The sequence below is a fragment of the Corallococcus sp. AB011P genome, from assembly GCF_003611605.1.
In the GTDB taxonomy this organism is placed as follows: domain Bacteria; phylum Myxococcota; class Myxococcia; order Myxococcales; family Myxococcaceae; genus Corallococcus; species Corallococcus coralloides.
Genome location: NZ_RAVX01000019.1, coordinates 127,830 through 152,596 on the forward strand (window position 1 = coordinate 127,830; position 24,767 = coordinate 152,596).

General features: G+C 68.7%; 20 protein-coding genes and 1 pseudogene. 13 read left to right on the forward strand and 8 right to left on the reverse strand.

The annotated features are described in order from the left end of the window. The first annotated feature begins 16 nt into the window (after positions 1–16). Positions 17–619 carry a transglycosylase SLT domain-containing protein gene (locus D7X30_RS43190; protein ID WP_120566962.1) on the forward strand — a complete coding sequence of 201 codons (603 nt, stop codon included), beginning with the start codon at positions 17–19 and terminating at the stop codon, positions 617–619. 101 nt (positions 620–720) lie between these two features. On the opposite strand, the gene D7X30_RS33110 is transcribed toward D7X30_RS43190, so the two are convergent. Both D7X30_RS33110 and D7X30_RS33115 read right to left on the reverse strand, forming a co-directional pair. Then, the gene (locus D7X30_RS33110) at positions 721–1,017 is read right to left on the reverse strand and encodes a hypothetical protein (protein WP_120566963.1); all 297 of its coding nucleotides are present in this window, start codon (positions 1,015–1,017) and stop codon (positions 721–723) included. 187 nt (positions 1,018–1,204) lie between these two features. Then, positions 1,205–1,720, reverse strand: coding sequence for a hypothetical protein (locus D7X30_RS33115; RefSeq protein WP_120566964.1), 516 nt, complete (start codon positions 1,718–1,720; stop codon positions 1,205–1,207). Between the two features lie 210 nt (positions 1,721–1,930). Between D7X30_RS33115 and D7X30_RS33120 the strand changes: the two genes are divergently transcribed. Next, a complete protein-coding gene (locus D7X30_RS33120) occupies positions 1,931–2,389 on the forward strand; it encodes a DUF2267 domain-containing protein (RefSeq protein ID WP_121718214.1) in 459 nt (152 codons plus the stop codon). 26 nt (positions 2,390–2,415) lie between these two features. Here D7X30_RS33120 and D7X30_RS33125 read toward each other — a convergent pair whose 3' ends face one another. Then, positions 2,416–3,909 (reverse strand): HAD-IG family 5'-nucleotidase, encoded by a 1,494-nt coding sequence (locus D7X30_RS33125; protein ID WP_120566966.1) that lies wholly within the window; start codon positions 3,907–3,909, stop codon positions 2,416–2,418. 160 nt (positions 3,910–4,069) lie between these two features. Here D7X30_RS33125 and D7X30_RS33130 point away from each other — a divergent pair, with 160 nt between their 5' ends. Together D7X30_RS33130 and D7X30_RS33135 are read left to right on the forward strand one after the other, a co-directional pair. Continuing rightward, the gene (locus D7X30_RS33130; RefSeq protein WP_120566967.1) at positions 4,070–4,711 is read left to right on the forward strand and encodes an SRPBCC family protein; all 642 of its coding nucleotides are present in this window, start codon (positions 4,070–4,072) and stop codon (positions 4,709–4,711) included. A 40-nt stretch (positions 4,712–4,751) separates the two neighbouring features. Beyond that, a complete protein-coding gene (locus tag D7X30_RS33135; RefSeq protein WP_120567014.1) occupies positions 4,752–5,591 on the forward strand; it encodes a DUF5131 family protein in 840 nt (279 codons plus the stop codon). Here D7X30_RS33135 and D7X30_RS33140 read toward each other — a convergent pair. Then, positions 5,569–6,465, reverse strand: coding sequence for a LysR family transcriptional regulator (locus D7X30_RS33140; protein ID WP_120566968.1), 897 nt, complete (start codon positions 6,463–6,465; stop codon positions 5,569–5,571). The genes D7X30_RS33135 and D7X30_RS33140 overlap by 23 nt on opposite strands. An 87-nt stretch (positions 6,466–6,552) precedes the next feature. On the opposite strand from D7X30_RS33140, the pseudogene D7X30_RS33145 reads away from it, so the two are divergent. Next, positions 6,553–7,365, forward strand: a pseudogene (locus D7X30_RS33145) (oxidoreductase); the annotation flags it as partial. 70 nt (positions 7,366–7,435) lie between these two features. Here the strand turns inward: D7X30_RS33145 and D7X30_RS33150 are convergent. The 3 genes from D7X30_RS33150 to D7X30_RS33160 all read right to left on the reverse strand — a co-directional run bounded on the left by D7X30_RS33150 (position 7,436) and on the right by D7X30_RS33160 (position 11,180). After that, the gene (locus D7X30_RS33150; RefSeq protein WP_199724621.1) at positions 7,436–8,551 is read right to left on the reverse strand and encodes a FadR/GntR family transcriptional regulator; all 1,116 of its coding nucleotides are present in this window, start codon (positions 8,549–8,551) and stop codon (positions 7,436–7,438) included. 350 nt (positions 8,552–8,901) lie between these two features. After that, a complete protein-coding gene (locus D7X30_RS33155) occupies positions 8,902–9,393 on the reverse strand; it encodes a DUF2381 family protein (RefSeq protein ID WP_120566969.1) in 492 nt (163 codons plus the stop codon). Positions 9,394–9,401: 8 nt separating this feature from the next. Beyond that, entirely contained in the window at positions 9,402–11,180 is a 1,779-nt protein-coding gene (locus D7X30_RS33160) for a serine/threonine-protein kinase (protein ID WP_158619426.1), read from the reverse strand. 258 nt (positions 11,181–11,438) lie between these two features. Here D7X30_RS33160 and D7X30_RS33165 point away from each other — a divergent pair, with 258 nt between their 5' ends. From D7X30_RS33165 to map, 3 genes are all read left to right on the forward strand, one after another. Further along, complete coding sequence (locus tag D7X30_RS33165) at positions 11,439–12,479, forward strand: helix-hairpin-helix domain-containing protein (RefSeq protein WP_120566971.1); 1,041 nt, start codon at positions 11,439–11,441, stop codon at positions 12,477–12,479. Between the two features lie 171 nt (positions 12,480–12,650). Continuing rightward, positions 12,651–12,890, forward strand: a complete 240-nt coding sequence (locus tag D7X30_RS33170; protein ID WP_120566972.1) for a hypothetical protein — start codon at positions 12,651–12,653, stop codon at positions 12,888–12,890. Next, positions 12,887–13,888 carry a type I methionyl aminopeptidase gene (map, locus tag D7X30_RS33175; RefSeq protein WP_120566973.1) on the forward strand — a complete coding sequence of 334 codons (1,002 nt, stop codon included), beginning with the start codon at positions 12,887–12,889 and terminating at the stop codon, positions 13,886–13,888. Before D7X30_RS33170 ends, map begins: the two co-directional genes overlap by 4 nt. Before the next feature lie 78 nt (positions 13,889–13,966). Here map and pulA read toward each other — a convergent pair whose 3' ends face one another. Continuing rightward, entirely contained in the window at positions 13,967–17,365 is a 3,399-nt protein-coding gene (pulA, locus tag D7X30_RS33180; protein ID WP_120566974.1) for a pullulanase-type alpha-1,6-glucosidase, read from the reverse strand. A gap of 418 nt (positions 17,366–17,783) precedes the next feature. On the opposite strand from pulA, the gene D7X30_RS33185 reads away from it, so the two are divergent. The 5 genes from D7X30_RS33185 to D7X30_RS33205 all read left to right on the forward strand — a co-directional run bounded on the left by D7X30_RS33185 (position 17,784) and on the right by D7X30_RS33205 (position 24,727). Next, on the forward strand, positions 17,784–19,352 hold the full coding sequence (locus D7X30_RS33185; protein ID WP_120566975.1) for an alpha-amylase family glycosyl hydrolase: 1,569 nt from the start codon (positions 17,784–17,786) through the stop codon (positions 19,350–19,352). Between the two features lie 83 nt (positions 19,353–19,435). Then, on the forward strand, positions 19,436–20,530 hold the full coding sequence (locus D7X30_RS33190; RefSeq protein ID WP_120566976.1) for an ABC transporter ATP-binding protein: 1,095 nt from the start codon (positions 19,436–19,438) through the stop codon (positions 20,528–20,530). A 20-nt stretch (positions 20,531–20,550) separates the two neighbouring features. Beyond that, on the forward strand, positions 20,551–21,774 hold the full coding sequence (locus D7X30_RS33195) for an extracellular solute-binding protein (RefSeq protein WP_120566977.1): 1,224 nt from the start codon (positions 20,551–20,553) through the stop codon (positions 21,772–21,774). 13 nt (positions 21,775–21,787) lie between these two features. After that, positions 21,788–23,836 carry a carbohydrate ABC transporter permease gene (locus tag D7X30_RS33200; RefSeq protein WP_120566978.1) on the forward strand — a complete coding sequence of 683 codons (2,049 nt, stop codon included), beginning with the start codon at positions 21,788–21,790 and terminating at the stop codon, positions 23,834–23,836. 3 nt (positions 23,837–23,839) lie between these two features. After that, entirely contained in the window at positions 23,840–24,727 is an 888-nt protein-coding gene (locus D7X30_RS33205) for a sugar ABC transporter permease (RefSeq protein ID WP_120566979.1), read from the forward strand. Positions 24,728–24,767: the final 40 nt, after the last annotated feature.

Here is a 24,767-nt window from a genome sequence, read left to right on the forward strand (position 1 = left end):
AAAGGTCCCTCCCCCCATGGACTACAAGATCAAGTCGGGCGACACGCTGGGCGCGCTGGCCAAGCGCTTCAACACGGATGTGGATTCGCTGGTGAAGGCGAACCCGAACATCACGAACAAGGACCTCATCTACGCGGATGCGAAGCTCAACATCCCGGGCAGCAAGGATGACTTCCAGGCTCAGGGTGTCTCCAAGGGGCCGGACCTGACGGGCGGCGCGCAGCAGGCGCAGGGCGCGCAGGCGGTGGGTGACGTGCCCCCGGGCCAGGTGGGTGATTGGATCAAGCAGGCCATGGACATCCTCAAGGCCAACGGCGTCCCGGTGGAGAAGATGAACCCCCAGGACATCGCGAAGATCATCCAGCACGAGTCCAGCGGGAACCCGAACGCCATCAACAACTGGGACTCCAACGCCCAGAAGGGCACGCCGTCCATCGGCCTGATGCAGACCATCCAGCCGACGTTCGACGCGTACAAGCTCCCGGGCCACGACAACATCCGCAACCCGGTGGACAACATCATCGCCGGCGTCCGCTACTCCATCGAGCGCTACGGCTCCGTGTCCAACGTCCCCGGCATCAAGGGCCTGAACAGCGGCAGCGGCTACGTCGGCTACTGACCGGCGCTGACAGCACCCAGACGCACCGCGCCCCGCGGTGGAAGACGGTCCTGACCGTCTCCCACGCGGGGCGTCGTCATTTCCGTGGCTGAAGCGTGCCGTCAGCCCCCGTGCAACCGGGAGCGCTCCCGCGGGCCACCCGCGCGCTTGATGTGGATCTGGCTGGGCGCCTTCTTGCGCCCCCGGAGCCCCGTGCCCCGGTTGTTGCGCTTGGGGCCGTGGTCGCCAGCGGCGGGGCCCAGCGTCACGCGCTTCAACTCCTTCTGTCGCAGCAGCGCCGCCGCGTCGTCATGGGCCAGGGTCTTGCGCCCTTTGCTGGCCTGCACGCTCGGCTGGGCCGCATGGGGATCCACGCGTCGCTTGTTCTTGATGCCTGCCACTCGGGTCCGCACGGACATGAAAGTCCTCCTTTGAGCTGAGGTAGGGACCCATGCGGGGTGTTGCCATCCCTGGCGACGGGCGGGACAGGGGCCGCCCTGTGAGCATGCGAGGCGCGGGCGCCCGGTGGCGCGGGATGACAGGGGGCGCACGAGCGGCGCTCAACCCCAGGCGGGAATCACACCCGGACGGCCGCCGCGGCTCAGGTCAGGTCAGGTCTTCGTTGTCGCGGCGGGCGCGCTTCTTCGCCTTGGGCTTGCTGGACTTGGCCGCCTTCGCCTTGGGCTTCGAGGTGGTCTCCGGCGGGAACAGCCAGCCGTCCTCGGGGCGGGGCTGGGAGGCGTTCACCGGCTCCAGGTGCTGGCCGCGGCAGCCCCGGCACCAGGACTGCGGACGGCGCTGGCCCTGGCTCATGATGCGGAAGCCGAAGTCCTGCTCCGTGGGCCCCACGTGGTTGCAGCGCGGGCAGCGCGTCATGGACGTGGTGCCCGTCTCCCGGGCCTTCTCCCGTCCGTGCTCCACCACCAGCGCCAGCGCGGCGGCGAACCCGAGCTTGCGCTCCGTGGGGACGTGGAACTGACGCGCGCGCTTGCGGTTGCCCCGGCCCATCACGGGCAGGAGGTCCAGGCCTCCCAGGAGGTTGCGCTGCTCCAGGACTCGCGACGGAGACGATGGCGGGGTCGAGTGGCTCACGCGATCATTTCTACGGGAGGGGTCTGACATGGCCGGTCCACGCGCCGGGTCGCCAGGTCCCGCTCCATTCGGAGGTCTGGACACATGTTCAGTAACCCCTGGCATTTCCAGGGGATTCCCCCGGCGGCCGGGCGGGGGTGGGGCGCCAGGGGGTGGGGCCCGCCTGCCTGCCGGGCGCGGACCGGCGTTCCGGTGCCCACCTTCCAGGAGGTCCCGTCCCCCTTCGCCCAAGGTGTGCCCATGGCCCAGGCCCATGAAACCGAAACCGAGAAGCAGGAACGCCACGCGCGGCGGCACGAAGCCCACGTGCGCGCCACCTACGCGGCGTTCATCCACCACGTCTGCGACTTGAGTGCCCTGCCTCCCGCGCTCGCGGAGTCCGCCGCCGTGTCGGTGCTGAGCGCGCTGGAGCGCAGGCTCATGCCCAACGGAGCGCGGAATCTGGAGTCCCAGCTGCCCAGGCTGCTGGTGGAGTTCCTGCCGCCGCCGGAGGAGCGCCCCCGGCACCCCCACCGCTTCGGTCGCGAGGAGCTGATGGCGTCCGTGGCGGAGGACCTCCAGATGCCGGTGGACCAGGCGGAGCTGGTGGTCCGCGCGGTGCTGCGCGCCTTCCAGGACCAGATTTCGGAAGGCGAGGCGGACAAGGTGGCCAGCAACCTGCCCGCGGACCTGCAGGCCCTCTGGCGCCTCACGCAGTAGTCGCGAGGCGCCTTGGGGCCCTGGCGCTACTCCGCGGGGCCGCTGCCCGCGCCGTCCCCGGTGGTGAACACCGGGGTGCCGCCAGGGATGCTGGGGTCGTGCGGGAGGCTGCCGCGCGGGCTGCGCAGGTAGACGAACGGCGTGGCGAAGAGGAAGTTGCTCACGCGCGACGTGTAGATGTCCGCGTAGCGCTCCACCTGCCGCGCCAGGTGGCTCTTGTCGTTGCCGGCGCGGGTGAGCAGGCCCCAGTGCGGGTTGGACAGCTCACCGGCCGCGCGGGCCATGGGGCCCAGCTCCGCGTCCAGCGCCTCCAGCTCCGCGCGCAGCTCCGTGAGCCGCGTCACCAGCTCGCCCTCCGCGACGTCCGAGCGGGGGCCGTACTGGTGGCGCCGCCGCTGGAGATCCAGGCGCACCTGGCAGCTCTCCGCCTCCAGGCGCTCCTTCTTGAGCATGCGCTCGCCAATGCGCACCTCGGTGGCGCGGAAGGCGGCGATGGCGCGCACCTCGTCCTCCAGCTCGCGCAGGATGAGCGCGGTGCGCCAGCGCAGCACGTTCTTGCTGACGTGCACGTCGCCGAACATGTGGTCGCCCACGTAGAGGATTTCGTCGCCGGACAGGCCCAGGTGCCGCTCCAGCTCCAGCGCGCTGCCGCCGAAGTAGGGCTTGGACTTGTCGAGCGGCCCGGAGTGCGGCCGCAGCAGCGCCTCGCCGTTGGCTTCCACCACCTCGAAGAGGGTGGAGCGCGTGGTGAAGAACTCGGGCTTGCGCGCGCTGACGATGACCACGTCGAAGAGCTGGCGCCAGGTCATGCCCTCGGGCAGGTGCCGGTCGAAGGCGAAGTGCATCATGGGCTCGGTGTAGGCCCACTCGCTGTTGGTGATGAGCAGCACCTTCTTGCCGGCGTTCTTCTGGTCCAGCAGCGCGAGCGGCGTCTCCGGGTCGTCGATGACGTAGCGTTCGGGGTCCGCGATGATTTCCGCCTTGAGGCGCCCCTGCATGTGCGTGGCGTCCAGGTTCTTGCGCACGTGCTCGTAGAGGTCCGCGTAGCCCATGGGGCCGGGAAGCTGTCCGGCGTCCAGGCGGTCCACGAGCTGCGCGTAGATGCAGGCCTCGGAGAGGGAGAACAGGGTGTTGAGGAACACCCAGCGCCGGTCCGCCAGGTCGATGACGGTGCGGGTATAGGCCTCGCGCTGGGACTCGAAGTCCATGGGGCGGCTGCCGTGCAGGGCCTTCTTCACGAAGCCGAAGCGGTTGGCCTTGAGCAGGTTGCCCTTGGCGGTGTCGATGATGAGGCCGCGGATGGCGAGCATCGGGTCGAAGGTCAGGTCGGCCACGGGCCAGCCCTGCTCCACCAGACGGTCGCGAATGTATTCGTAGGCACGGCGTTCCCACGCTTCCACGCGGTAGTGGATGAGCGTGTAGTCCATGTCGTAGCCCACGGCCTTGATGGCGCGCATGTTGAGGGTGCGGTTGCAGAACAGACCGCGTTCGGGTGGGGGACCGGAGAAGTGAGGAGCCATGGGAGCAAGGCTTGCCAAGGCTTGCTCGCAAAGTCGAGCGGCCCGTGTGCCCGAGTCGCCCCGTGGGCAGGCCCGGGGCGTCCGGGTGTCGGGAAAATGGGATACAGGTGACGCAAGCGCCGCGAAGGGCCGGGCACGCGCGGAACCAAAGGGCAGACACATGTCGGGAATGACGCGGCGCTGGGGCCTGGCCCTGGCGGTGGTGCTGGCGGCGGGCGTTGCGGGGGCGGAGGAGTGGGAGACGGTGGCGAAGACGCCCTTCGTGATCAAGGTGCGGCCCCGCCCGGGGACGAAGGCGAAGGACATCTGGGCGGAAGGGGAGCTCAAGGCGAGCGCCCTGCAAATCCAGACGGTGCTGGAGGACCAGGGCTCGTACCGGCTCTTCATGCCGTACGTGAAGGAGTCGCGGGTGGTGCGGCCCACGGACGACGGCGGGCGGCTCACGTACACGCGGCTGGACCTGCCGGTGGTGTCCTCGCGCGACTACATCTGCCACGTGGTGACGGAGTCGAAGGTCGCGCCGGACGGGACGGGCGTGTACCAGCAGCGCTGGAAGGCGGAGCCAGACGCGTTCCCCGCCCGGCGGGACGTGGTGCGCCTGCGGCTGAACGAGGGCAGCTGGACGGTGGAGCCGAAGGGCGAGGGCAGGTCCTGGGTCGTCTACAAGTTCACGGTGGACCCCGCGGGTTCCGTCCCCGGGTTCCTGGCAAGCCTGGGGCAGAACGACGCGGTGGTGGACACGCTGCGCGCCGTGGAGAAGCGGGCGCAGACGCTGCCCGTGGAGCCGCCTCCCGCGAAGTAGGGGATGGAGGCAGGCGGGCCGGGTGTTCCCTCCGGACGCCATGGCTGACAACTCCAAGATCGAGTGGACGGATGCGACGTGGAACCCGGTGCGCGGCTGCGTGAGGCTGAGCCCGGGGTGCAAGCACTGCTACGCGGAGACGTTCGCGGAGCGGTTCCGGGGCGTGCCGGGGCACCCGTATGAGCAGGGCTTCGACCTGAAGCTGATTCCGGGGAAGCTCGCCGAGCCGCTGCGCTGGAAGGCCTCCAAGCGCGTGTTCGTGAACTCGATGAGCGACCTGTTCCTGGACGACGTCCCGGAGGCGTACATCGAGACGGTGGCGCGGGTGATGGCGCTGGCGGACTGGCACACGTTCCAGGTGCTGACGAAGCGCGCGGAGCGGATGCAGCGGCTGTTGTCCACGCGGCTCGCGTTCGCGGCGAGGCTGCCGAACGTCTGGTGGGGAGTGAGCGTGGAGGACCGCAAGTACGGCCTGCCGCGAGTGAAGCACCTGCAAGCGGCGCCCGCGCGGGTGCGCTTCCTGTCCATCGAGCCGCTCTTGGAGGACCTGGGCCCGGTGGACTTCACCGGCATCGACGGCGTGATTGTCGGAGGCGAGAGCGGCGCGAAGGCGAGGCCGCTGGACCCGGAGTGGCTGCGCTCGGTGCGCGAGCAGTGTGACGCGGCGGGCGTGGCCTTCTTCTTCAAGCAGTGGGGCGGCAAGCGCAAGGCGGCGGCCGGGCGCGTGCTGGACGGGCGCACGTACGACGCGCTCCCCCTGAGCACGGTGGCGCCGTTCCCGGAGGATGTCCGGCGCCTGCGGTGGCTGGAGGATGCCGAAGCACTGGCGGCCCCGTGGCTGACACCGCCAAGCGTGATCAGCGCCGCCGCTTCAGCTTGAAGAAATCGATGAGCGCCTTGAGCTTGGGCGCCACCTGGATGCGGCTCGGGTAGTAGAGGAAGAAGCCGGGGAGGGTGGCGGAGTACGGTTCGAGCACACGCACGAGCTGCTTCTCCGCGAGCAGCTTCCGGACGCGGCTCTCCGGGACATAGGCGAGCCCCAGCCCGGCGACGGCGGCGTCCAGCACCAGCTCCGCGTCATCGAACACCACGCGGCCCTCGACGGCGACCTCGATGCGCTTTGCGCCGTCGCTCAGCCCCCAGCGGAGGAGCCCGCTGGTGGTCCGGCTGCGGTAGTTGATGCAGTCGTGGTCGCGCAGGTCGCGAGGGTGCTTCGGCTTGCTGCGGTTGGCGAAGTACGCGGGCGAGCCCACCACGTGCATGACGATGTCGCCGCTCACGGGGATGGCGATCATCTCGCGGTCCACGAGCTCACCGACGCGGAAACCCGCGTCGAAGCCCTGCTGGACGATGTCCACGAGCGCGTCTTCCAGATGGATGTCCACGCGGATGTCGGGATGGGCGGTGAGGAACTCCGCGAGGCGGGGCCCAAGCACCTCCTGGTAGCCGTAGCGGGGCAGGGTCAGGCGCAGCAGCCCCGCGGGCCGGTCGCGAAGCTCGCCCAGGGACTCGAAGGCGTCCTGCACGCCGTGCATCGCGGGTTCGAGCCGCGAGAGGAAGCGCGAGCCGGCCTCGGTGAGTCCCACGCTGCGGGTGGTTCGTTGGAGGAGCCGCACGCCCACGCGTACTTCCAGTGCCCGGAGGCTCTGGCTCACCGCGGAAGGAGTGACCCCGAGCTCCGACGCGGCGGCGGTGAAGCTGCGCCTGCGAGCCACCGCGAGGAACGCCATGAGGCCGGAGAGGTCGTCGCGCATTCCTTAGCGTAGCTACAAAGTGCATCCAGAGACGACGCGTTTCGGAGCGGAGGCCCGGGGCGTACTTCATGGGCCACGGAGGCAGTCATGAACGCACAGGGCAAGGTCTGGTTCGTCACGGGGTCGTCGTCTGGGTTTGGCCGGAACATCGTGGAGGAGGTCATCGCCAGGGGGGAGCGCGTGGTCGCGACGGCGCGAGACACGCGCACGTTGGAGGACCTGGTGGCGAGGGCCCCGGACCGGGTGCTCGCGGTCCGGCTGGACGTGACGAAGGCGGAGCAGGTGCAGGAGTCCGTCACCGCGGCGCTGAAGCGCTTCGGGGCCATCGACGTGCTGGTGAACAACGCGGGCTACACGTTGTTCGGAGCGGTGGAGGAGACGAGCGACGCGGAGCTGCGAGCGGCATTCGAGCCGCTGTTCTTCGGAGCGGTCGCGATGACGCGAGCGGTGCTGCCGCACATGCGGGAGCGGAGGACGGGCACCCTCGTGCAGCTATCGAGCGTGTCCGGGCTGGTCTCATACCCGGGCGCGGGTGCGTACGGCGCGGCGAAGCACGCGCTGGAGGGCCTGTCCGAGTCGCTGGCGAAGGAGGTCGCGCCATTCGGAGTGAAGGTGCTCATCGTGGATCCGGGCATGTTCCGCACGAAGCTGCTGGGCCCATCGTACCGGCCGATGCCAGAGCTGGCGGCCTACGCGGAGTCGCTGGGCCCCATGCGCGCCTGGGTGGCGCAGTCCGCCGGCACGCAGCCCGGGGACCCCGTGAAGGCCGCGAAGGCCATCGTGGACGCAGTGGACGCAGGCTCCCCGACGCTACGGCTGTTCCTGGGACCGGACGCCCCCGCGGCCGTCCGCGAGAAGCTCGCGCAGGTGCTGGACGACGTGAACCGCACGGAGCAACTGGCACTGTCGATGGGCTTCTGCGCCCGTAGCCAGAAGCCCGCCGACAGCGGAACCGTAGGACCGTCGTCGCTCACGAAGCAGGGAGACCCAGGGAGTGGGCAATCAACCGCCAGAGGCGCGAAGCCCACCGGCCCACGTGAAGCAGTCCGCCCTCCCTTGGATGATTCACCCCATGAGTGCGTTCACGGTTGCTAGCGGGTGGGGCCTCGGGCTGGAGGCCATCCTCCGGACACGAGGCGCCAGAACCTGCCCGACCATCGGACACGCCTCCCAAGACCGTGCCCATCACGGCCTCGGCGCACGTCCCACCGGATTCGGATGGGACGCGCTCCGGGAGCGCTGGAATCAGCGACATCCCGCTGTCGGACTCCACGGGGGTGGCCTTCTCATCGGGGCGAGCAGAGACCTCAAGCACCTCGGTGTCCCTGGTGGCTGGCTCGTGGTGGCCTTCGGGAGAGGGAGACACAGGTTCCTTTGGAGCAGGGGCGACGGCGTTCAGCACGCGCTCGTCGCACGCCTTGAGCAACGCCGGTAGCTCGTGCTGGAGGGCCTGGGTATCGCGCTCAGATACAACTCTCATGGCGCAGAGGGCCCACTCACGCAGCGCCTCGCCACCCATGAAGGGCTGTAGCCGGGCCGCTCCTCCCAGGAAGGCCCGATGCAGGGACTGAACGAGAAGCACATGCCCGGGACGATCCGCCACCCGGGCCGCCAACCGTAACAACTCGAATTCCACCTGTGCGCAGTAGGTTCCATCCTCCCAGCGCGCCGCGTCCTGGAGCTGGAAGCACGTGTACCTCAGCCGGTCCAAGTCGAGGTCCGAGGCCTTCGCGCAGCAGTCGGCCAGAAGCTCCACCAATACCTGCCGCCTGAGGCTGAAGTAGCCCGCCAAGAGCCACCGTGCGTTCGGCGAACGCATGTCATGCATCGCCAGCCCCAGGTTCTCCAGCGTCAGCGACTCATCCATGGCCACCGCGCGCGTCCTGCGGCCAGGGTGCTGCACCACCAGGCCTCGTGCCGCCAGTCGCCGCAGCGCTTCGCGGAGGGTGCCCCGGCACACGTTGAAGCGACGCGCCAGCTTCGCTTCCGGGCCGAACTGCCCGCTCGGATGCACCCGTCCGAGCGCGATATCGCGCTCGAGCTGCGCCTCCACATAAGCCACGAGTCCGCCTCGTCCCATCCCCATTCCCCTCCTCGTCCCAGCATCGCCATCCAACCACAGGGGTCTGACATGGACGTGTGGGCCCACCTTCCGTCCGCGTCACCTGACGGAGGAGGGCGCCCTCCGGCCCCGGACGGCGAAAACCTGTCCGACAGTCGGACAGGTTCACGGGCTCGGGCCCCGGGCGGCGAAAACCTGTCCGACAGTCGGACAGGTTTCTGGGAAGCGCCTCCGGCGGGCGGCCTCTGCCCGTGGTTCCGCCTTCGCGTCCTCTCACTGAGGCTTCGGATGGGGCTTCAATCCATGAACGTCGTCATGGCGTTCGAGGAAACAGTGGCCTATGCGGCCGTCGAGCCGTGACCCGCGTGGGTTGCTCAGATGGACGGAAACCGCACCCCTGGCAGGACGAGTAGCCGCGTGCCCTCCGCGTCCTGGATCTCCAGCGTGTAGACGCCGCGAGCTTCATGGGCCTGCGCTTCGGCTTCCACGATGATCTGGGTGGCCTCGGTTCCAGACTCGGGAACCACGTCGAGCACTTCCACGACCCTCAGGGTTTGATGATTCGGACCGCTGAGGCTCGCCTTGGCGGCTTTGCCAGACAGGGGCGTCCGCCCGGAGAACCTCAGTTGCACCGCGACCCGGCGTGCGGAGCGGAAGCTCATGAACTGGAACTCCGCGCCCGAGAAACCCGTTTCGGGGCCCTTCAGTTCCAACGTCTGGACTCCCCTTTGATCCAGGCTCGTCTCGGCGAGCATCGCCGACAGACCCACGTCAGCACAGACCTGCTCTGGAGGCGGAATGGCTGCGTCATCGTTGGACACCCCTCCATCCGCGGCTGCCAGGAACGGAAGCAGGAACAGGAGCACGGGCCTTCCTATTCGTCGTATCGAATCACTCCCCGCACGGACATCATGTTGGGAACAATGGCGGTGTTCTCGTCTCCCCCTTCGCTGCGAGGAACGCCCCGCGTGCGGTCGGACAAGAACCAGAGCTCGATACAGACGGGAAATGTTTCACCTGTCTTGTTCTGGCGCAGTTGGGTGAAACGGCCGTAGACGCGTTTGGAGCCGACGTAGAGCGTACCCGTCAGCATGGAACCGCCCCTCACGCGTCCCTCGCCGCCGTGCGTATACACAGCGGCACGCCCCTCTCGGACGGTGACGAAGTCGGAGCGCGTATTCGGGTCAAATCTGGCGGACCACTGGATGCTGCCAACCCTGAGCGCCTGCATGGCTGCCCACGCATCCGCCGGACAGTCCTCGGCGGGAGGCGTGGGCCGGTCCACCAGGGGAGCGCTGGCGCAGGCCATGCCCGCCATGCAGGTCGCAATCGTCGCGGCCTTGAGCGCACGGCCGGGTTTCGGAGACGGTGGGGCAGGGGGCTTTATCGTCACGGGAGCGTGTTCCTCTTTCTGCGCCGCCACGGGGGCGACGACGGGAACACTGTGCGGGCGGTCCGGTTGGTTTGCCAGTTTATGACCAACAGGGGCGGAAACACTCTCTGGGACCTCTGGGGTTGTATGTCGAGTCCAGCCCCGAAGCAGGACCTCCCAGGTCCGGGGTCCCGCCAGCAGCAATCCCAGGCATACCGCCACTCCCACCCACCCCCAGGGCGGGAACCGGCGCGGGGCCACCGGTTCGGGAGCAGGCCGAGGCCTTGGCGCGGGCCTCAGGTACGGCTGCGCGGGCCACGCCGGACGGCGGATCTGATTCGGTGTGCCCGGAATCTCATCGAACAGGTGCGCCTCGAACGCCGCCGCGCCCCCGGAGAGCAGCCCCCGCATCAGCTCCGAGTGCGCCGCCTCCCCCGTGCGCGGCCGCTGCTCCGGCTCCTTCTCCAGGAGCCGCAGGATGGCCTTCGACAGGGGCTCCGGCACCTGGGGGTTGATGTCCCGGGGCGACGGCGGCAGCCGCTCCGTGATGGCCACCGCCAGCAGCTCCGGTTCCTGCTCCGGCGGGAACGGGTAGTGCCCCGTGACAGCCCGGTACATGCACACGCCCAGGGCATACAGGTCATCCGCCTCCTGGTACGGATAGCGCAGCTCCGGCTGTCTCCAGTGGCGCTGCTGGAAGCGGATGGCCTCCGGACTGCGCAGGTGCAGCGTCCCCGGGGGCAGGGTGGTGGTCGTGAGCGTCGCGGCCCCCGTCTGGTCCCCGGCCCCGAAGTCGATGAGCACCGGCACCTGCTCCCTCGCGCGGATCAGGATGTGCTCCGGCTTCAGGTCGCGGTGCAGCACGCCTCGCGCATGCAGCACCCCCAGCGTCATCGCCACCGAGCCCCCCACCATCGCCACCTGCCGGAACGTGGGGTTGACCGTCTCCGTCCAGAGGTGGAGCGACATCCCCTCCACGCAGTCCATGACGAAGTACGGCAGCCCCTCCACCGGATCCGGCCACCGCCCCGTGGCATGCACCCGCACCACGTTCGGATGCCACGCCCGGTCCAACAGCAGCGCCATCTCCCGCAGCGCCCGGGCCGGGTCCGGATGCAGCGACAGCTTGAGCGCGAAGCTCCGCCCCGGCGCGTCCAGCGGCTCCACCCGGTAGACCGCGCCGTACCCTCCTACCCCCAGCGTCCCCTGCACGCGCCAGCGCCCCACCACCGCGCCGGGCTGGAGCGCCCCCGGGAACACCTGTGACCCTTCCTGACCCATGGACTCACAGGGTCGCATGAAGTCCACTAGACCTGGAAGGTCACCCGGGGCCGGATGCCGGAGGCAACCCTGGGTCCGTGTGTTCCTACGTCAGGAAGTCTCGCCCCGTGGAGCCGGGCGGAATGCTCCCAGCGGAACACGTCGGCGGTGACTGAAATGTGACATGAACAAGGCGCGTATCCGGCCGGTGGTGTCAGACGGATTTGATGTATTAAGCCGCGTCTCATCGCAGCACTCCCCCTCATTCAGGAGTCCCTGATGCGTCGTCTTGGCTCAGCCCTTCTCGCCGTGAGCATGCTCGTGGGTTGCGGTGCCGGTTCCGAAGCTGGAACCACCCCCGAGTCCGGCTCCACCACCCCGTCCGCCGAGCAGCAGCAGCAGGCCCCCATCCTCACGACGACGAACGTCGACGTGGCCATCGAGTGCTCCGGCATCCTCGAGTTCGCGAACACGGCGTCGTACTCACTGCTCGACCGCTACCTGCCCAGCAACGTGGTCACCAACATCGTGAACCGCCGCGCCACCGCGCCGTTCACGTCGCTGGCGGACCTGTCCTCCGTGCCGCTCGTTGGCCCGACCCGGCTCAAGCAGCTGGAGGGCGGCGCCCGGACGATGGACTTCATCGACGCGGACTGTGTCGGCATCATGGATGGCATCGCCATCTCCCGTGACGACCAGACCGCCATCGTCGCGCTGGTGAACAGCATCGACGACTCGGAGCTGCACGACGTCCTGCCGGACGCGTGGAACGGCGCCGTCAACCTGCTCAACACGCGCCCCTTCACCACCGCGCAGCAGATCGCCGACACGGCGGGCATCGGTGAGGTGAGCTTCCGCAACATCCGCAACTCCGCCACCCTGAGCCGCCCCCTGGAAGCGCTCTTCACCGCCATCAACGCCGTCCCCAGCAACGGCTCCTACGGCGCTACGACCCTGCGCCACTTCGACTGGTGGAACATCGCGTCCGCCGGCCACTACTACCGCGATGACAAGACGTGTTTCGGCCTGGAGCCCACCAGCGTCCCCTACGGCGCCGCCATCCGCCCGAACCTGGCCGACGCCGCCGAGGTGCGTGCCGAGGTCCAGCGCGCCTTCAACTACGTCGGCGGTGATACCAAGATCTCCGCCACGGTCCGTGACGCGGGCTTCGCGAACCTGGACGCGCTGACCCAGGGCCGCTCCTTCAAGGGCTGCATCATCACCTACGAGAACGACCCCTGGAGCCGCAACACCGTCCACATCTACGTGGACACCGTGAATGGCTTCAGCGTGATGACCGAGACCTGGTGGGCGGAGTAGTCCTCCCCAGCTGACGTCGTCTGTCGTCCCGAAGCCCCGGGTGCCCTCATGGAGCCCGGGGCTTTGTCGTGTCCGGAAGCAGGCAGGACCCTGGCGGGCAGGCACCCGGCCATGCCCGGTCCGGGAAGGAAACCGTGCATCCCCGCGTGTCTATGGGTATAGACACGCCCCATGTGCCCCCTGGTGAACACGAAGGACCTGATTGACGCCCAGGAGGTGGCGGGCCTGTTGCGCCTGCGCCACCCCAACAGCGTCAGCACGTACCTGCGTCGCTATCCGGACATGCCCCGTCCGGTGCTCGACCTGGGCGCCGGGCGCCCGCGCCTCTGGCTCAAGCCCCAGATGCTCCGCTGGGCCCTCGCCCGCCAGGCCGCCGCCAACACCGACACAAGCTCCCGAGGCTCCCGATGACCACCGCCACCCCCCGAACCGCCCCCGCCGTCCTCCCCGGGCCCAATGACGCCTGCTGGTGCGGCAGTGGCTCCAAGTACAAGAAGTGCCACCGTGGCGCGGACACCGTGGAGGCCCGCAAGAAGGGCGGCGACACGAACCGCAAGGGCATCCGCCCCGGCATCGTCAGCCCCCGCCGCGTGGTGCCGCTCACCATCGGCCGGCCGGACTACGCGGACTCCGTGGCCGGCCGTCCCTCGCGCTCGCGCAACGAGCCGGACGTGAAGTCGCCGGAGGTCATCGCGCGCATGCGCCGCGCCTGCCAGGCCGCCGCCCAGGTGCTGGTGGAGACCGCGCAGCACGTGCGAGTGGGCATCACCACGGACGAGCTGGACGCCATCGCGCACGAGGCCTACCTCAAGCGCGGCGGCTACCCCAGCACGCTGAACTACCACAAGTTCCCCAAGTCGCTCTGCACCTCCGTCAACGAGGTCATCTGCCACGGCATCCCCGACAGCCGCGCGCTGGAGGACGGCGACATCGTCAACCTGGACATCACCATCTACCTGGATGGCGTCCACGGCGATTGCTCGGCCACGTACCTGGTGGGCAACGTGGAGCCCCAGCACCAGCGCCTGGTCCAGATCGCGAAGGAGTGCCTGGACATCGGCGTCGCCGCGGTGAAGCCGGGCCAGCCCATCAGCGACATTGGCCGCGCGGTGGAGGCCCACGCCGTGAAGAACGGCACCAGCGTGGTGCGCGCCTACTGCGGCCACGGCATCGGCGAGACCTTCCACACCGCGCTCCAGATTCCGCACTACTACGAGCCGGAGGCCACCACCGTCATGCAGCCCGGGATGGTCTTCACCGTGGAGCCGATGATCAACCAGGGCCACTGGGACCACCGCACGTGGAACGACGACTGGACCGTCGTCACCGCGGACGGCATGCGCAGCGCCCAGTTCGAGCACACCCTGCTCGTCACCGACACGGGCGTGGAGATCCTCACCGTCCCCTGAGTGAGGCTTTCCCCCTGAAACACCACGGGCCCCGGACGCGCTTCGCATCCGGGGCCCGCTTCATTTCCAGCCGGAGCCTTACGCGCGGCGGCGGCGCAGCTTCATCGCCAGGCCGCAGAGCATCAGCAGGCTGGTGGCGCCCAGCGGACCGGGCACCGTGCTCTGGCAGTTGCAGCCGTCGGGCTCGTCCGGGTCCACCGCGTCGTCGGTGACGAACACGGCGGTGCTGCGCGCCGGCACCGTGAAGCCGCCCGTGGCCGCGTCGTACGCGGACGTGCGCACCACCGGGTCCGTGGACGCCTGCAGCACCGGGTGCAGCTTGAGCTTCAGGGACTTGTACCCGTCCGACTTGAACGTCTGTGCGTCGTCCGTGCCGTTGAACAGGACGATGGCGCGCTTGCCCTCCGCGTTCGTGCCGTGGTCCTGCATGGCCATCACGATGAGGCCCGGAATCTGGTCCGGACCGGTGTTCTCGAAGTGCACCAACTGCTTCACCTCGTCACCGGTGCGCAGGCGGAACAGCCGCGAGCTCTTGCGGATGGTCAGCATCTCCTCGAAGTGGTCGCGCGCCCGGAGGATGTCCGCCGACGCCGGCTTCAGCGCCGCGTCCGCCAGCAGCGGCCCGAAGAGCGCCCAGTTGCCCTGGTTGTCCGCGGCCGGGGGCAGGCCCACGCCCCAGTTGTTGGACTGGTAGGTCCAGTCCACCTTGTTGAACCAGTCGCCGGAGTTGTAGCTGTTGCGGTCCAGCGACTTGGAGCGCAGCAGCTCGTCACCCGCGTGGAAGAACGGGATGCCCTGGGCCAGCGCCACCAGCGAGATGCCCAGGTTCTGCATGCGCACGCGCTCCGCCATGGGCAGGTCGCGCCGCGCCTTCAACTGCACCGCGTCGAACAGCGTCTCGTTGTCGTGCGCGGAGACGTAGTTGATGACCTCCTGCGGATCCAGCGTGTAGCCCGCCTTGGCGCCGTTGTAGTCCACGCCTTCACCCGTGACGGTCGCGCCCGTGGAGTCCACCAGCGAGTAGTCCTTCAGGTTGCCGGCGAGGCCCACGCGGATCCAATCGCTGTAGAGCAGCAGCTTGTTCTTCTGCGCCGCCTCCGTGCCCTGGTTCGTGCCGTTGGGGTCGGACAGCAGGCCGCTGATGAAGCCCTGGTCCTGCAGACCGCTGAAGGGGCCACCGCCACGAGCGCCGTCACGCAGGCGGTCGTTGAACGCGCCGATGCCCGTGCCCGCCATGTTGAGCTGCGTGGCGTTGGTGCCGCGCGCGTTGTTCTGCACTTCGCCGAAGTCCCAGCCCTCGCCGTAGACGTAGATGGCCTTGCCGTCCACGCCGTCCTTCTCCAGGGTGAGCCCGTCCAGCGTGGCGCGCAGCTTCACCATGTTGGACTTCATGTGGTGGCCCATCAGGTCGAAGCGGAAGCCGTCCACCTTGTACGCCTTGGACCACGTCACCACGGAGTCGATGAGCAGCTTCTCCATCATCGCGTTCTCGGACGCGGTGTTCTGGCAGCAGGTGCTCATCTCCACGTTCCCGTCGTCGTTGAGGCGGTGGTAGTAGCCGGGGACGATGCGGTCCAGCACGCTCTTGGCGTCCTGACCGGCGGAGTTGGTGTGGTTGTAGACCACGTCCATCACCACGCGCAGGCCGTGCTGGTTGAGCGACTGCACCATCTCCCGGAACTCCACCGTGCGCGTCGTGCCCTGCGCGTTGGTGGAGTAGCTGCCCTCCGGCACCGTGTAGTGGAACGGGTCATAGCCCCAGTTGAAGCCGTCCAGGTCCGCCACGGCCTTCACCGCCGCCTGCTGCTGGTCGGAGTCCGGCGGCAGCGACACCAGGTCGCCCTGGGGGTGCTGCTGCGCCGCGCGGTCCTCGTTGATGGTCGCGATGTCGAACACCGGCAGCAGGTGCACGTGCGTCAGGCCCGCCTTCGCCAGCCGGGTCAGGTGCTTCATGCCGTCCGAGTCCCGCGTGAACGCCTTGAACGTGCCGCGCTCGTTCTCCGGCACCGTCAGGTCGTTGATGCTGAAGTCGCGCGCGTGCAGCTCGTAGAGGACGATGTCCTCCGGGGCCTCCAGCGTGGGCTTGGCCAGCGTGCTCCACCCCTGCGGCGCGAGCGCCGGGTCCGCCAGGTCGACAATCTGGCTCAGCTCGCTGTTGATGGAGAGGGCCACCGAGTAGGGGTCGGTGACGCGGTTGGTGACGACCTTGCCCTCCTTGCGGGCGTAGACCTCCACCTCGTAGAGGAAGAAGCGGTTCTTCCAGGACGCGTCACCCGTGGCGCTCCAGACGCCCTTGTCACCGGCGGTCATGGGCACGCGGGTGAAGGTGGACGTGGGGCTGCCGTCCGCGAACAGGAGCAGGTTTACGCTCTTCGCCGTGGGGGCCCACAGGCGCAGCGTGGGGATGCCGTTCTCGAACGTCGCGCCCAGCGCGCCGTCATACGTGTCCAGGTCGTCCAGCGCGCCCGCGAACTGCGCGCTGGTGGCGTCCAGCATCACGCCCTCCGCGTTCGTCGCGGACACGGATACCTGGCCCTTGAGCCACGTGGCCGCGTTGGCCACGTCCGCCTCGGCCAGCTTCAGCACCGTGCGGCCCTGGAGGTTCTTGAAACGCTCCGCCTGCGCGGCGGTGAGGCCCGCGGGGTCCACCGTCAGCGTCACCGCCGTGCCGCCCTGCACGCCGGCGCCGCTCAGCGTCATGCCGCCCGTGGGCGCCGTGTGCAGCTTGAACACCGTGCCAGCGGGCGCCGCGACTTCCGGGCTCCACACCAGCGTGTCGCGCGCAATCCAGTGCGCCCGCGCCAGCAGCAGGTCGCCCGCGGGGGCGCCCGCGGCGCGGATGGTCACCTTCTTGGAGGCACCGGAGTCGAAGGTGAAGATCATCTCCTGGTTGTCCGTCTCCACCTCGAACGTCGCGTTGCCGCCGGGGTAGGCGTTGGTCCACTGCTCATCGAGCGCGACCTTGCACTCGTAGATGCCCGCCGTCAGGCCCTTCGTGGTGAAGGTGTAGATGCCGTCGCCGTCCGGATCCTGCATCATCGTGCGCAGGCATTCCGGCTTCCAGTCCTCCGGGCAGCCCAACTGCTTCTGGAGCGTGCCCGCCACCGTGGCGATGGTGCCGGAGCGGCTGCTCGTCACGTAGTGCGTGTTCGCGTCGAAGTAGAACTTCACCGCGCCCGCCGACGGGTTGGTCAGCACCACATCCGCGCCGCCGGGGCCGCCGTGCGTCTGCGCCAGCGAACCGTCCAGCGCGACCTTGAAGTGCCAGGTGCCCGCCGGCACGTTGAACGTGCCCTGCCACTTGTCGTCGTCCGTGTCGTACGTCAGCGCCGTCTGCGCGCAGGTGGGGTCGTTGTTGGCGGCACAGCCGACGCCCGTCTGCAGGTCGCCAATGACAGTCACCGACGTGGGCGCCGCCAGCGACGACATGGGAAGCAGTGCGGCAAGGAGCCCGCCGAACGCGAGCGCTCGCGTCATGCGGGGTACTGCGAAGGGAACTCTCAGGGGAAACCTCCAGGGGGGCGGAAATTTCCGGGCACGGTAGCAGCCACCCCTGTCGCGGGTGATCCACCGTCTGCGTTCAGGAGTTACAGGACCCTCTGGATGATCCGAGTTGGGACTGGCACAGCCACCCCACGACGTCGGATGCGGAAAGACTCAAAACCGAGACGCGGTGCGGCAGGAACCGCGCGCTCCGTTGAGTCCGCCCGCGCCATGCGTCACACGGGTGTACAGAGGAAGACATCCGGGGCATGCCGCGTTGCGGCATCAGCCGATTGTTCCTACGCCCCTTCACCCCTTTCAAGACTGTTGGATACAGTGCCGCGCCCAGATGGCCCCCAGCCTCCCCTGCCCACAACCCAACGCTGCCTCCCACCGCGGTTGGTGGCGCCCGATGTTCCAGGGCCTTGTCGCCCTGTGTCTGGCGGGGTGCGCCACGGCCCCCACTCCGACGAAGCCCGCGCCGGAGGCCGCCGCGACGCAGCCCGCCGCGCCCGCTCCGGAGGCTCGGGCGACCCCCGCGCCCGAGGCCGTGAAGGAGGCCGCTCCGCCTTCTGAGAAAAAGGAGCCAGCGCGGCCCTGGGCGGACGAGGTGCTGTACTTCGTGGTGGTGGACCGCTTCGCGGACGGCGACCCCTCCAACAACGAGAAGGGCGACGTAAAGGCGGCGGGGACCTTCCACGGCGGCGACCTGAAGGGGCTCACCGCGAAGCTGGAGGAGCTGTCGTCGCTGGGCGTGACGGCGCTGTGGGTGACGCCGCTCTTGAAGCAGATCCCGGGCTTCGTCACCGGCTCTGGCTTCCCGGACTGGGGCTACCACGGCTACTGGGCGGACGACTTCCACGCGTTGGATCCGCGCTTCGGCACGGAAGAGGACTTCAAGGCGCTGGTGGACGCGGCGCACGCTCGCGGCATCCGCGTGCTCTTGGACGTCGTCTACAACCACCCGGGCTACAACTCGCGCTACCTGAAGGACCACCCGGACTGGCTGCGCTCGGAGGAGAAGGGCACCTGCGGCTCGGATGACCTGACGACGTGCGTGGCGGGCCTGCCGGACTTCAAGACGGAGCGCCCGGAGGTGGCGAAGTACCTGCTGGACGCGCAGATTGACTGGGCGAAGCGCTCCGGCGTGGACGGCTTCCGGCTGGACACCGTGAAGCACGTGTCCCACGACTTCTGGAAGGAGCACCGCCGCCGCACGCGCGCCGAAATCTCTCCGGACTTCTTCCTGCTGGGCGAGGTGTGGGGCGGCGACGTGGAGGGGCTGGCGCCGTACTTCACCCCGGACGAGATGGACGCCGGGTTCGACTTCGCCTTCCAGGGCAACGCGCTGGGCTTCGTGCAGGGCCGTGGCCGCACGGTGGCGTTCGACCGCTACCTCCAGTCGCGCGCGAAGGTGACGCCGGGCCACCACCTGTCGCACTTCCTGTCGTCGCACGACGTGGACGGGGCGCTGCACCAGCTGCAGGGCAACGTGCCCCTCTTCCGCCTGGCCGCCACGCTGCAGCTCACCACGACCGGCATCCCCGTCATCTACTACGGCGAGGAAGTGGGCCGCGCGGGCGGTGACTGGCCGCAGAACCGCAGCGACATGCCGTGGGGCAAGCAGGCGGTGAAGCCCGGCGAGGGAAAGAAGCGCGACGAGGCATTGCGCGAGTATTACAAGCGCCTCATCACCATCCGCCGCGCACACCCGGCCCTGTCGCGGGGCACGCACGCGCCGCTCTCCACCGAGGGCGACGTGTATGTCTTCCAGCGGCGCGACGAAGCGACCGGCGACACGGTGGTGGTGGCGGTGAACCGCGCCAAGACGAAGGGCACGGTGTCGGTGCCGTGGCCGGAAGGTTGGACGGGCGTCGGCGAGGTGGAGGATCTGCTGAACGGAGGGCGGACGAAGGCTGGCGCCACGCTGGACCTGGCGCTTCCGCCGCTGTCCGCGCGCATCCTCGGACGCGTGCCGTGAGGCACCCGGCGGTGCATGCGCAGAACCTGACCCGGACGTGCTGTTGTCACCGGCGCGAGCGGGGCTCTTGCTGGAGAACCTAGATGGCCGGCGTGTCGTTCAAGGACGTGGCGAAGCGGTACGGAGACGTGTCGGTCATCGAGGGGCTCAACCTCGATATCCGCGACCATGAGTTCATGGTCCTCGTGGGGCCGTCCGGTTGCGGCAAGTCCACGGCGCTCCGGATGATCGCCGGCCTGGAGGAGATTTCGGGAGGCACCATCTCCATCGGTGAGCGCGCGGTGAACGCGCTGCCGCCGAAGGACCGGGACGTCTCCATGGTGTTCCAGAACTACGCGCTCTACCCGCACATGTCCGTGCGGCAGAACCTGGAGTTCGGCCTCAAGATCCGCAAGACGCCCAAGCCGGAGATGGACAAGCTGGTGGACGAGGCGGCGGAGATCCTCGGCATCACGCACCTCCTGGACCGCAAGCCCAAGGCGCTGTCCGGCGGCCAGCGTCAGCGCGTGGCCCTGGGCCGCGCCATCGTGCGCAAGCCGGCGGTGTTCCTCTTCGACGAGCCGCTCTCCAACCTGGACGCGAAGCTGCGCGTGCAGATGCGCTCGGAGATCAAGAAGCTCCAGCACCGGCTCCAGGTCACGTCCGTCTACGTCACGCACGATCAGATCGAAGCGATGACCATGGGCCACCGCATCGCGGTGATGAAGGACGGCAAGCTCCAGCAGCTGGGCACCCCGCTGGAGGTCTACGAGAAGCCGGTCAACGTGTTCGTGGCGCAGTTCATTGGCACGCCGCCCATCAACATGCTCACCGCCACGCTGGACGCGGACGGCGCGTCGCTCACCGGTGGCGGCTTCAAGCTGCCGGTGCCGCAGAAGCTGCGCGCGGCCACGGCGGGCAAGGGCGGCCGCAAGGTGAAGGTGGGCCTGCGCCCGGACAACGTCCTGCCCGCGGGCAATGTCGCGCGCGGTGAGTCAGCGCCCGCGGAGGCGCGCGTGGAGCTGGTGGAGCCGCTGGGCAACGAGCTCATCGTGCACGCCCGCCTGGGAGACAACCCGCTGGTCTTCCGCCTGCCGCCCCAGGCCACCCCGGAGCCCGGCGCCGCCCTTCCCGTGACGGTGGAGCTGGAGTCCCTGCACCTCTTCGACGCTGAATCCGAGCTGCGGCTTTCCGTTTGATATCCCGGAGGATTTTCCCAATGACGCACCTGCGAACGTTGCTCGCGGCCCTCTGTCTGTGCGCAGTCGGCCTGTTGCCCGTCCCGTCCTTCGCCGCCACGGAGCTGGTGCTCTGGCACGCCTACCGCGCGGAGGAGAAGGCCGCGCTGGAGAAGGTGGTCGCCGAGTACAACAAGGCCAACGAAGGCAAGGTCAAGGTCACCACGCTGGCGGTGCCCTACGACGCCTACGCGGACAAGATTTCCGCCACCGTGCCGCGCGGCAAGGGCCCGGACCTCTTCATCTTCGCGCAGGACCGCCTGGGCGGTTGGATTGAAGCGGGCAACACGGTGGAGCCCATCGACTTCTTCCTGGATGACGCGACGAAGAAGCGCTTCATCCCCACGACGATGGAGGCGATGACCTACCGCGGGACGGCGTATGGCCTGCCGCTGAACTACAAGGTCATCACGCTCATCTACAACAAGAAGCTGGTCCCCACGCCGCCCAAGACGTCCGGCGAGATGGTGACGATGGCCAAGAAGCTCACCGACGCGAAGGCGGGCCGCTTCGGTCTGGCGTACGCGTACAACGACTTCTACTACCACGCGGCGGTGATGAACGGCTTCGGCGGCGGCGTGTTCGACGCGAAGAACACCCCCACGATGAACTCGCCCGCCAACGTGAAGTCGGTGGAGCAGGTCCTCAAGTGGAAGAACAAGGACGGCATCCTCCCCGCGGAGCCCTCCAGCGCGCTGATCACCTCGCTCTTCAACGAGGGCAAGGCCGCGATGGTGTTCTCCGGCCCGTGGTTCCTGGGCGAGGTCTCCAAGGACGTGGAGTACGGCCTGGCGCGGCTGCCCACGCTGGATGAGAACAAGGGCACGCCGATGAAGCCCTGGATGACGGTGGAGGGCGTGTACGTGGCCGCCCCGTCGAAGAACAAGGAAGCGGCGTACGACTTCGCGAAGTTCCTCACCGACGCGGGCCCTGGCAAGACGCTGGCCCTGGAGGGCCGCCAGAGCCCCGCGAACCAGGCGGTGTACCAGGACGCGAAGGTGTCCGCGGATCCGCTGCTCAAGGCGATGAAGGACCAGGTGGACGTGGCGGTGCCCATGCCCAACCTGCCGGAGATGTCGATGGTCTGGACCCCGGCCACCAGCGCGATGAACACCGTGTTCAAGAACACCGCCACCCCCAAGGCGGCGTTGGACTCGGCCCAGAAGAGCGTGGCGAAGGACGTCGCCGGCCTGCGCAAGAAGTAAGTGAGGAGCTGAAGTGAGCCAGAACGCCCCCCAGCAGCCCCCTTCCGCGGCCGGCGCCCCCACGCCGGTCTCCACCGCCCCGAGCCATTCCGCGCCGGACCCTTCGGCTTCGGGACCCGCCGGCCGTGCGGGCGGCTACCGGGGGCGAGTGCTGGTGGGGCTCGCCCTGGCGCTGGGCGTGTCCCTGTTCCTGGCGCACGGCCTGCTGGCGCGCGCCAACCAGGAGCGCGCGGCGGAGCGCGAGCAGCGCACCGCCACCGTGTCCCTGCTGGGGCTGGCGGACCTGGTGCAGCGCGCGGGAGGCACGGGCGACGGCGTGAAGGCCGTGGTGGCGGGCTGGCCGGGCGTGCCGGGCAGCTCCGTGCGCGTCATCGCCTTCAGCGGCATCAAGCTGGAGGCGTCGACCTTCCCGGATGACACCGGGGACAAGGCGGCGCCGCGCCGGCTGGCGCGCGAGGAGAAGCCGCTGTACGACCGAGGCCAGCGCCTGCGCGCCGCGGTGGAGACGAACCGCGAGGAGGGCAGCGCGCGCAAGGCGGAGGTGGAGTCGGAGCTGCTCGACAACGGAGCGAGCCGGCTGCTCTCCGCGCCCGTGGAGGTGGACGGGCAGGTGGTGGGCTCCGTGGAGTCCCTCACCCCCGCGGTGGTGAAGGGTGAAACGCCTTCCTGGACGCCGGTGCTGCTGGCGTTCCTGCTGCCCTTGGCTGCGTGCGCGGCGGCGGTGTTCGCGCTGTCGCGTCAGGGCGTGCGCGTGGCGGTGGCGGCGGCGCTGTTCCTGGCGGGCCTGGGTGGCTACACCGTCTATTCGCTGCGCGCGCTGGACGCGGAGCTGCGGCAGACGGAGGACGCGGTCAGCGCGGAGCTGCGCACGCGCGGCGAGAAGGCCCAGGCGCTCATCACCGCCAACAACCTCAACGCGGAGCCCGCGCTGAAGCCCGGCGCGTGGGACGCGGATTCCATGCGCCGTCCGCTGGGGCGGCTGACGGAGTCCGGGGCGCCGGATGAGGCCCGGCTCGCGGCGGCGGGCGCGCAGGTGCGCGGCAACGCGAGCAAGGCGCTGGGCGCGCTGGGCGTGGTGGGGCTGGCGGTGCTGCTGTTCATCGGCCTGGGCGCGCTGCACCGCGCGGTGGCCACGGCGGTGGAGTTCCGGCAGGCCTACGCATACATCCTGCCCGCCATGGTGGGCATGGTGGTGCTGGTGTTCTTCCCCTTCGCCTACGGCATCACGCTGTCGTTCACGGACGCCAACCTCTACAACAGCAGCCAGCCGCTGTCGGAGTTGTGGGTGGGCTTCCGCAACTACGTGGACATCCTGGGCGACTTCAGCTTCGCGAAGACGGCGGCGGATGGCTCGCTGGTCTTCAACTACCTGAACTTCTACTACACGCTGCTGTTCACCATCGTGTGGACGGTCACGAACGTGACCATCGGCGTGACGGTGGGCCTGCTGCTCGCGCTGGCTCTCAACGTGCCGAATCTGAAGATGCGGCCGGTGTACCGCGTGCTGCTCATCCTGCCGTGGGCCATGCCCAACTACATCACCGCGCTCATCTGGAAGGGCATGTTCCACCAGCAGTTCGGCGTGGTGAACCACGTCATCCGGATGTTCGGTGGGGACGGCCTGGCGTGGTTCGACTCGCCGCTCACGTCGTTCTTCACGGCGCTGGCCACCAACGGCTGGCTGTCCTTCCCGTTCATGATGGTGGTGTCGCTGGGCGCGCTGCAGTCCATCCCGGGTGAGCTCTATGAAGCGGCGCGTGTGGACGGCGCCAACCGGTGGCAGCAGTTCACAGCCATCACGCTGCCCGCGCTGAAGCCCGCGCTGGTGCCGGCGGTCATCCTGTCGGTGGTGTGGACCTTCAACATGTTCAACATCATCTTCCTGGTGACGGGCGGCGACCCGGGCGGCTCCACCGAAATCCTGGTCACGCAGGCGTACAAGTTCGCCTTCGAGCGCTACCGCCACGGCTACGCGGCGGCGTACTCCACCGTCATCTTCGGCATCCTGCTGATCTACAGCATGGTGCAGAACCGCATGAGCCGCGCCACGGAGGCCGCGTAACCCATGGCGCTCTTCTCTGAACGTCGCGAAGGCATCTCCCACCTGCCGCTGCACGTGGTGCTGGTGACCTTCACCCTCTTCACCATCTACCCCATCCTCTGGGTGGTGAGCCTGGCCTTCTCCGGCAAGCAGAGCCTGGCCATCGCCACGCTGCCGGAGAACCCCACCTTCTGGGACCGGCTGCGCGCGGTGACGCCGTGGCCGGAGACCTTCAGCGTCTCCAACTTCGCGTCGGTGATGTCGGATCAGCCGTTCGCCAAGTGGATGCTCAACAGCGCCATCGTGGCCATTGGCACCACGGTGCTGGGCGTCTTCATGGCGTGCACGGCGGCGTACGCCTTCAGCCGCTTCAAGTTCCCCGGCCAGCGCGCGGGCATGATGGCGTTCCTCGTGTCCCAGATGTTCCCGGGCACGCTGATGCTCATCCCGCTCTACATCATCCTGGTGCAGTGGCTGGGCCTGGGCAGCAGCCGGCTGGGCCTCATCATCGTGTACGCCACCACGTCCATCCCGTTCAGCGTGTGGATGCTCAAGGGCTACTTCGACACCATCCCCAAGGACCTGGAGGAGGCGGCGCTGATGGACGGCGCGTCTCCGGGGCGCATCTTCTGGAGCATCATCCTGCCGCTGGCGAAGCCCGCGGTGGCGGTGACTGCGCTGTTCAGCTTCATGACGGCGTGGAACGAGTTCATCCTCGCGGCGACGTTCATGGACCAGGAAGCCATGTACACGGCGCCGGTGGGCCTGCGCTTCTTCGTGGGCGGCTTCAGCCAGCAGTGGGGCTACTTCGCGGCCGGCTCCATCATCGTGTCCGTGCCCGTCGTGTTCCTCTTCCTCTTCCTGCAGAAGTACCTCGTCTCCGGGCTCACCGCCGGTGGCGTGAAGGGTTAGTCCCGCGGTCTTTCTTCGCAGTCCTTTCGTCTGTCGTTGC

Bases quoted from the DNA above. Each gene is read 5' to 3' on its own strand.
- D7X30_RS33195 (WP_120566977.1), top strand. From the start codon at position 20,551: ATGACGCACCTGCGAACGTTGCTCGCGGCCCTCTGTCTGTGCGCAGTC.
- D7X30_RS33150 (WP_199724621.1), bottom strand. From the start codon at position 8,551: ATGGGGATGGGACGAGGCGGACTCGTGGCTTATGTGGAGGCGCAGCTC.
- D7X30_RS33165 (WP_120566971.1), top strand. From the start codon at position 11,439: ATGCGTCGTCTTGGCTCAGCCCTTCTCGCCGTGAGCATGCTCGTGGGT.
- D7X30_RS33115 (WP_120566964.1), bottom strand. From the start codon at position 1,720: ATGTCAGACCCCTCCCGTAGAAATGATCGCGTGAGCCACTCGACCCCG.
- D7X30_RS33110 (WP_120566963.1), bottom strand. From the start codon at position 1,017: ATGTCCGTGCGGACCCGAGTGGCAGGCATCAAGAACAAGCGACGCGTG.
- D7X30_RS33130 (WP_120566967.1), top strand. From the start codon at position 4,070: ATGTCGGGAATGACGCGGCGCTGGGGCCTGGCCCTGGCGGTGGTGCTG.
- D7X30_RS43190 (WP_120566962.1), top strand. From the start codon at position 17: ATGGACTACAAGATCAAGTCGGGCGACACGCTGGGCGCGCTGGCCAAG.
- D7X30_RS33125 (WP_120566966.1), bottom strand. From the start codon at position 3,909: ATGGCTCCTCACTTCTCCGGTCCCCCACCCGAACGCGGTCTGTTCTGC.
- D7X30_RS33135 (WP_120567014.1), top strand. From the start codon at position 4,752: ATGGCTGACAACTCCAAGATCGAGTGGACGGATGCGACGTGGAACCCG.
- D7X30_RS33185 (WP_120566975.1), top strand. From the start codon at position 17,784: ATGTTCCAGGGCCTTGTCGCCCTGTGTCTGGCGGGGTGCGCCACGGCC.
- D7X30_RS33160 (WP_158619426.1), bottom strand. From the start codon at position 11,180: ATGGGTCAGGAAGGGTCACAGGTGTTCCCGGGGGCGCTCCAGCCCGGC.
- D7X30_RS33120 (WP_121718214.1), top strand. From the start codon at position 1,931: ATGGCCCAGGCCCATGAAACCGAAACCGAGAAGCAGGAACGCCACGCG.
- D7X30_RS33190 (WP_120566976.1), top strand. From the start codon at position 19,436: ATGGCCGGCGTGTCGTTCAAGGACGTGGCGAAGCGGTACGGAGACGTG.
- pulA (WP_120566974.1), bottom strand. From the start codon at position 17,365: ATGACGCGAGCGCTCGCGTTCGGCGGGCTCCTTGCCGCACTGCTTCCC.
- map (WP_120566973.1), top strand. From the start codon at position 12,887: ATGACCACCGCCACCCCCCGAACCGCCCCCGCCGTCCTCCCCGGGCCC.
- D7X30_RS33205 (WP_120566979.1), top strand. From the start codon at position 23,840: ATGGCGCTCTTCTCTGAACGTCGCGAAGGCATCTCCCACCTGCCGCTG.
- D7X30_RS33170 (WP_120566972.1), top strand. From the start codon at position 12,651: ATGTGCCCCCTGGTGAACACGAAGGACCTGATTGACGCCCAGGAGGTG.
- D7X30_RS33140 (WP_120566968.1), bottom strand. From the start codon at position 6,465: ATGCGCGACGACCTCTCCGGCCTCATGGCGTTCCTCGCGGTGGCTCGC.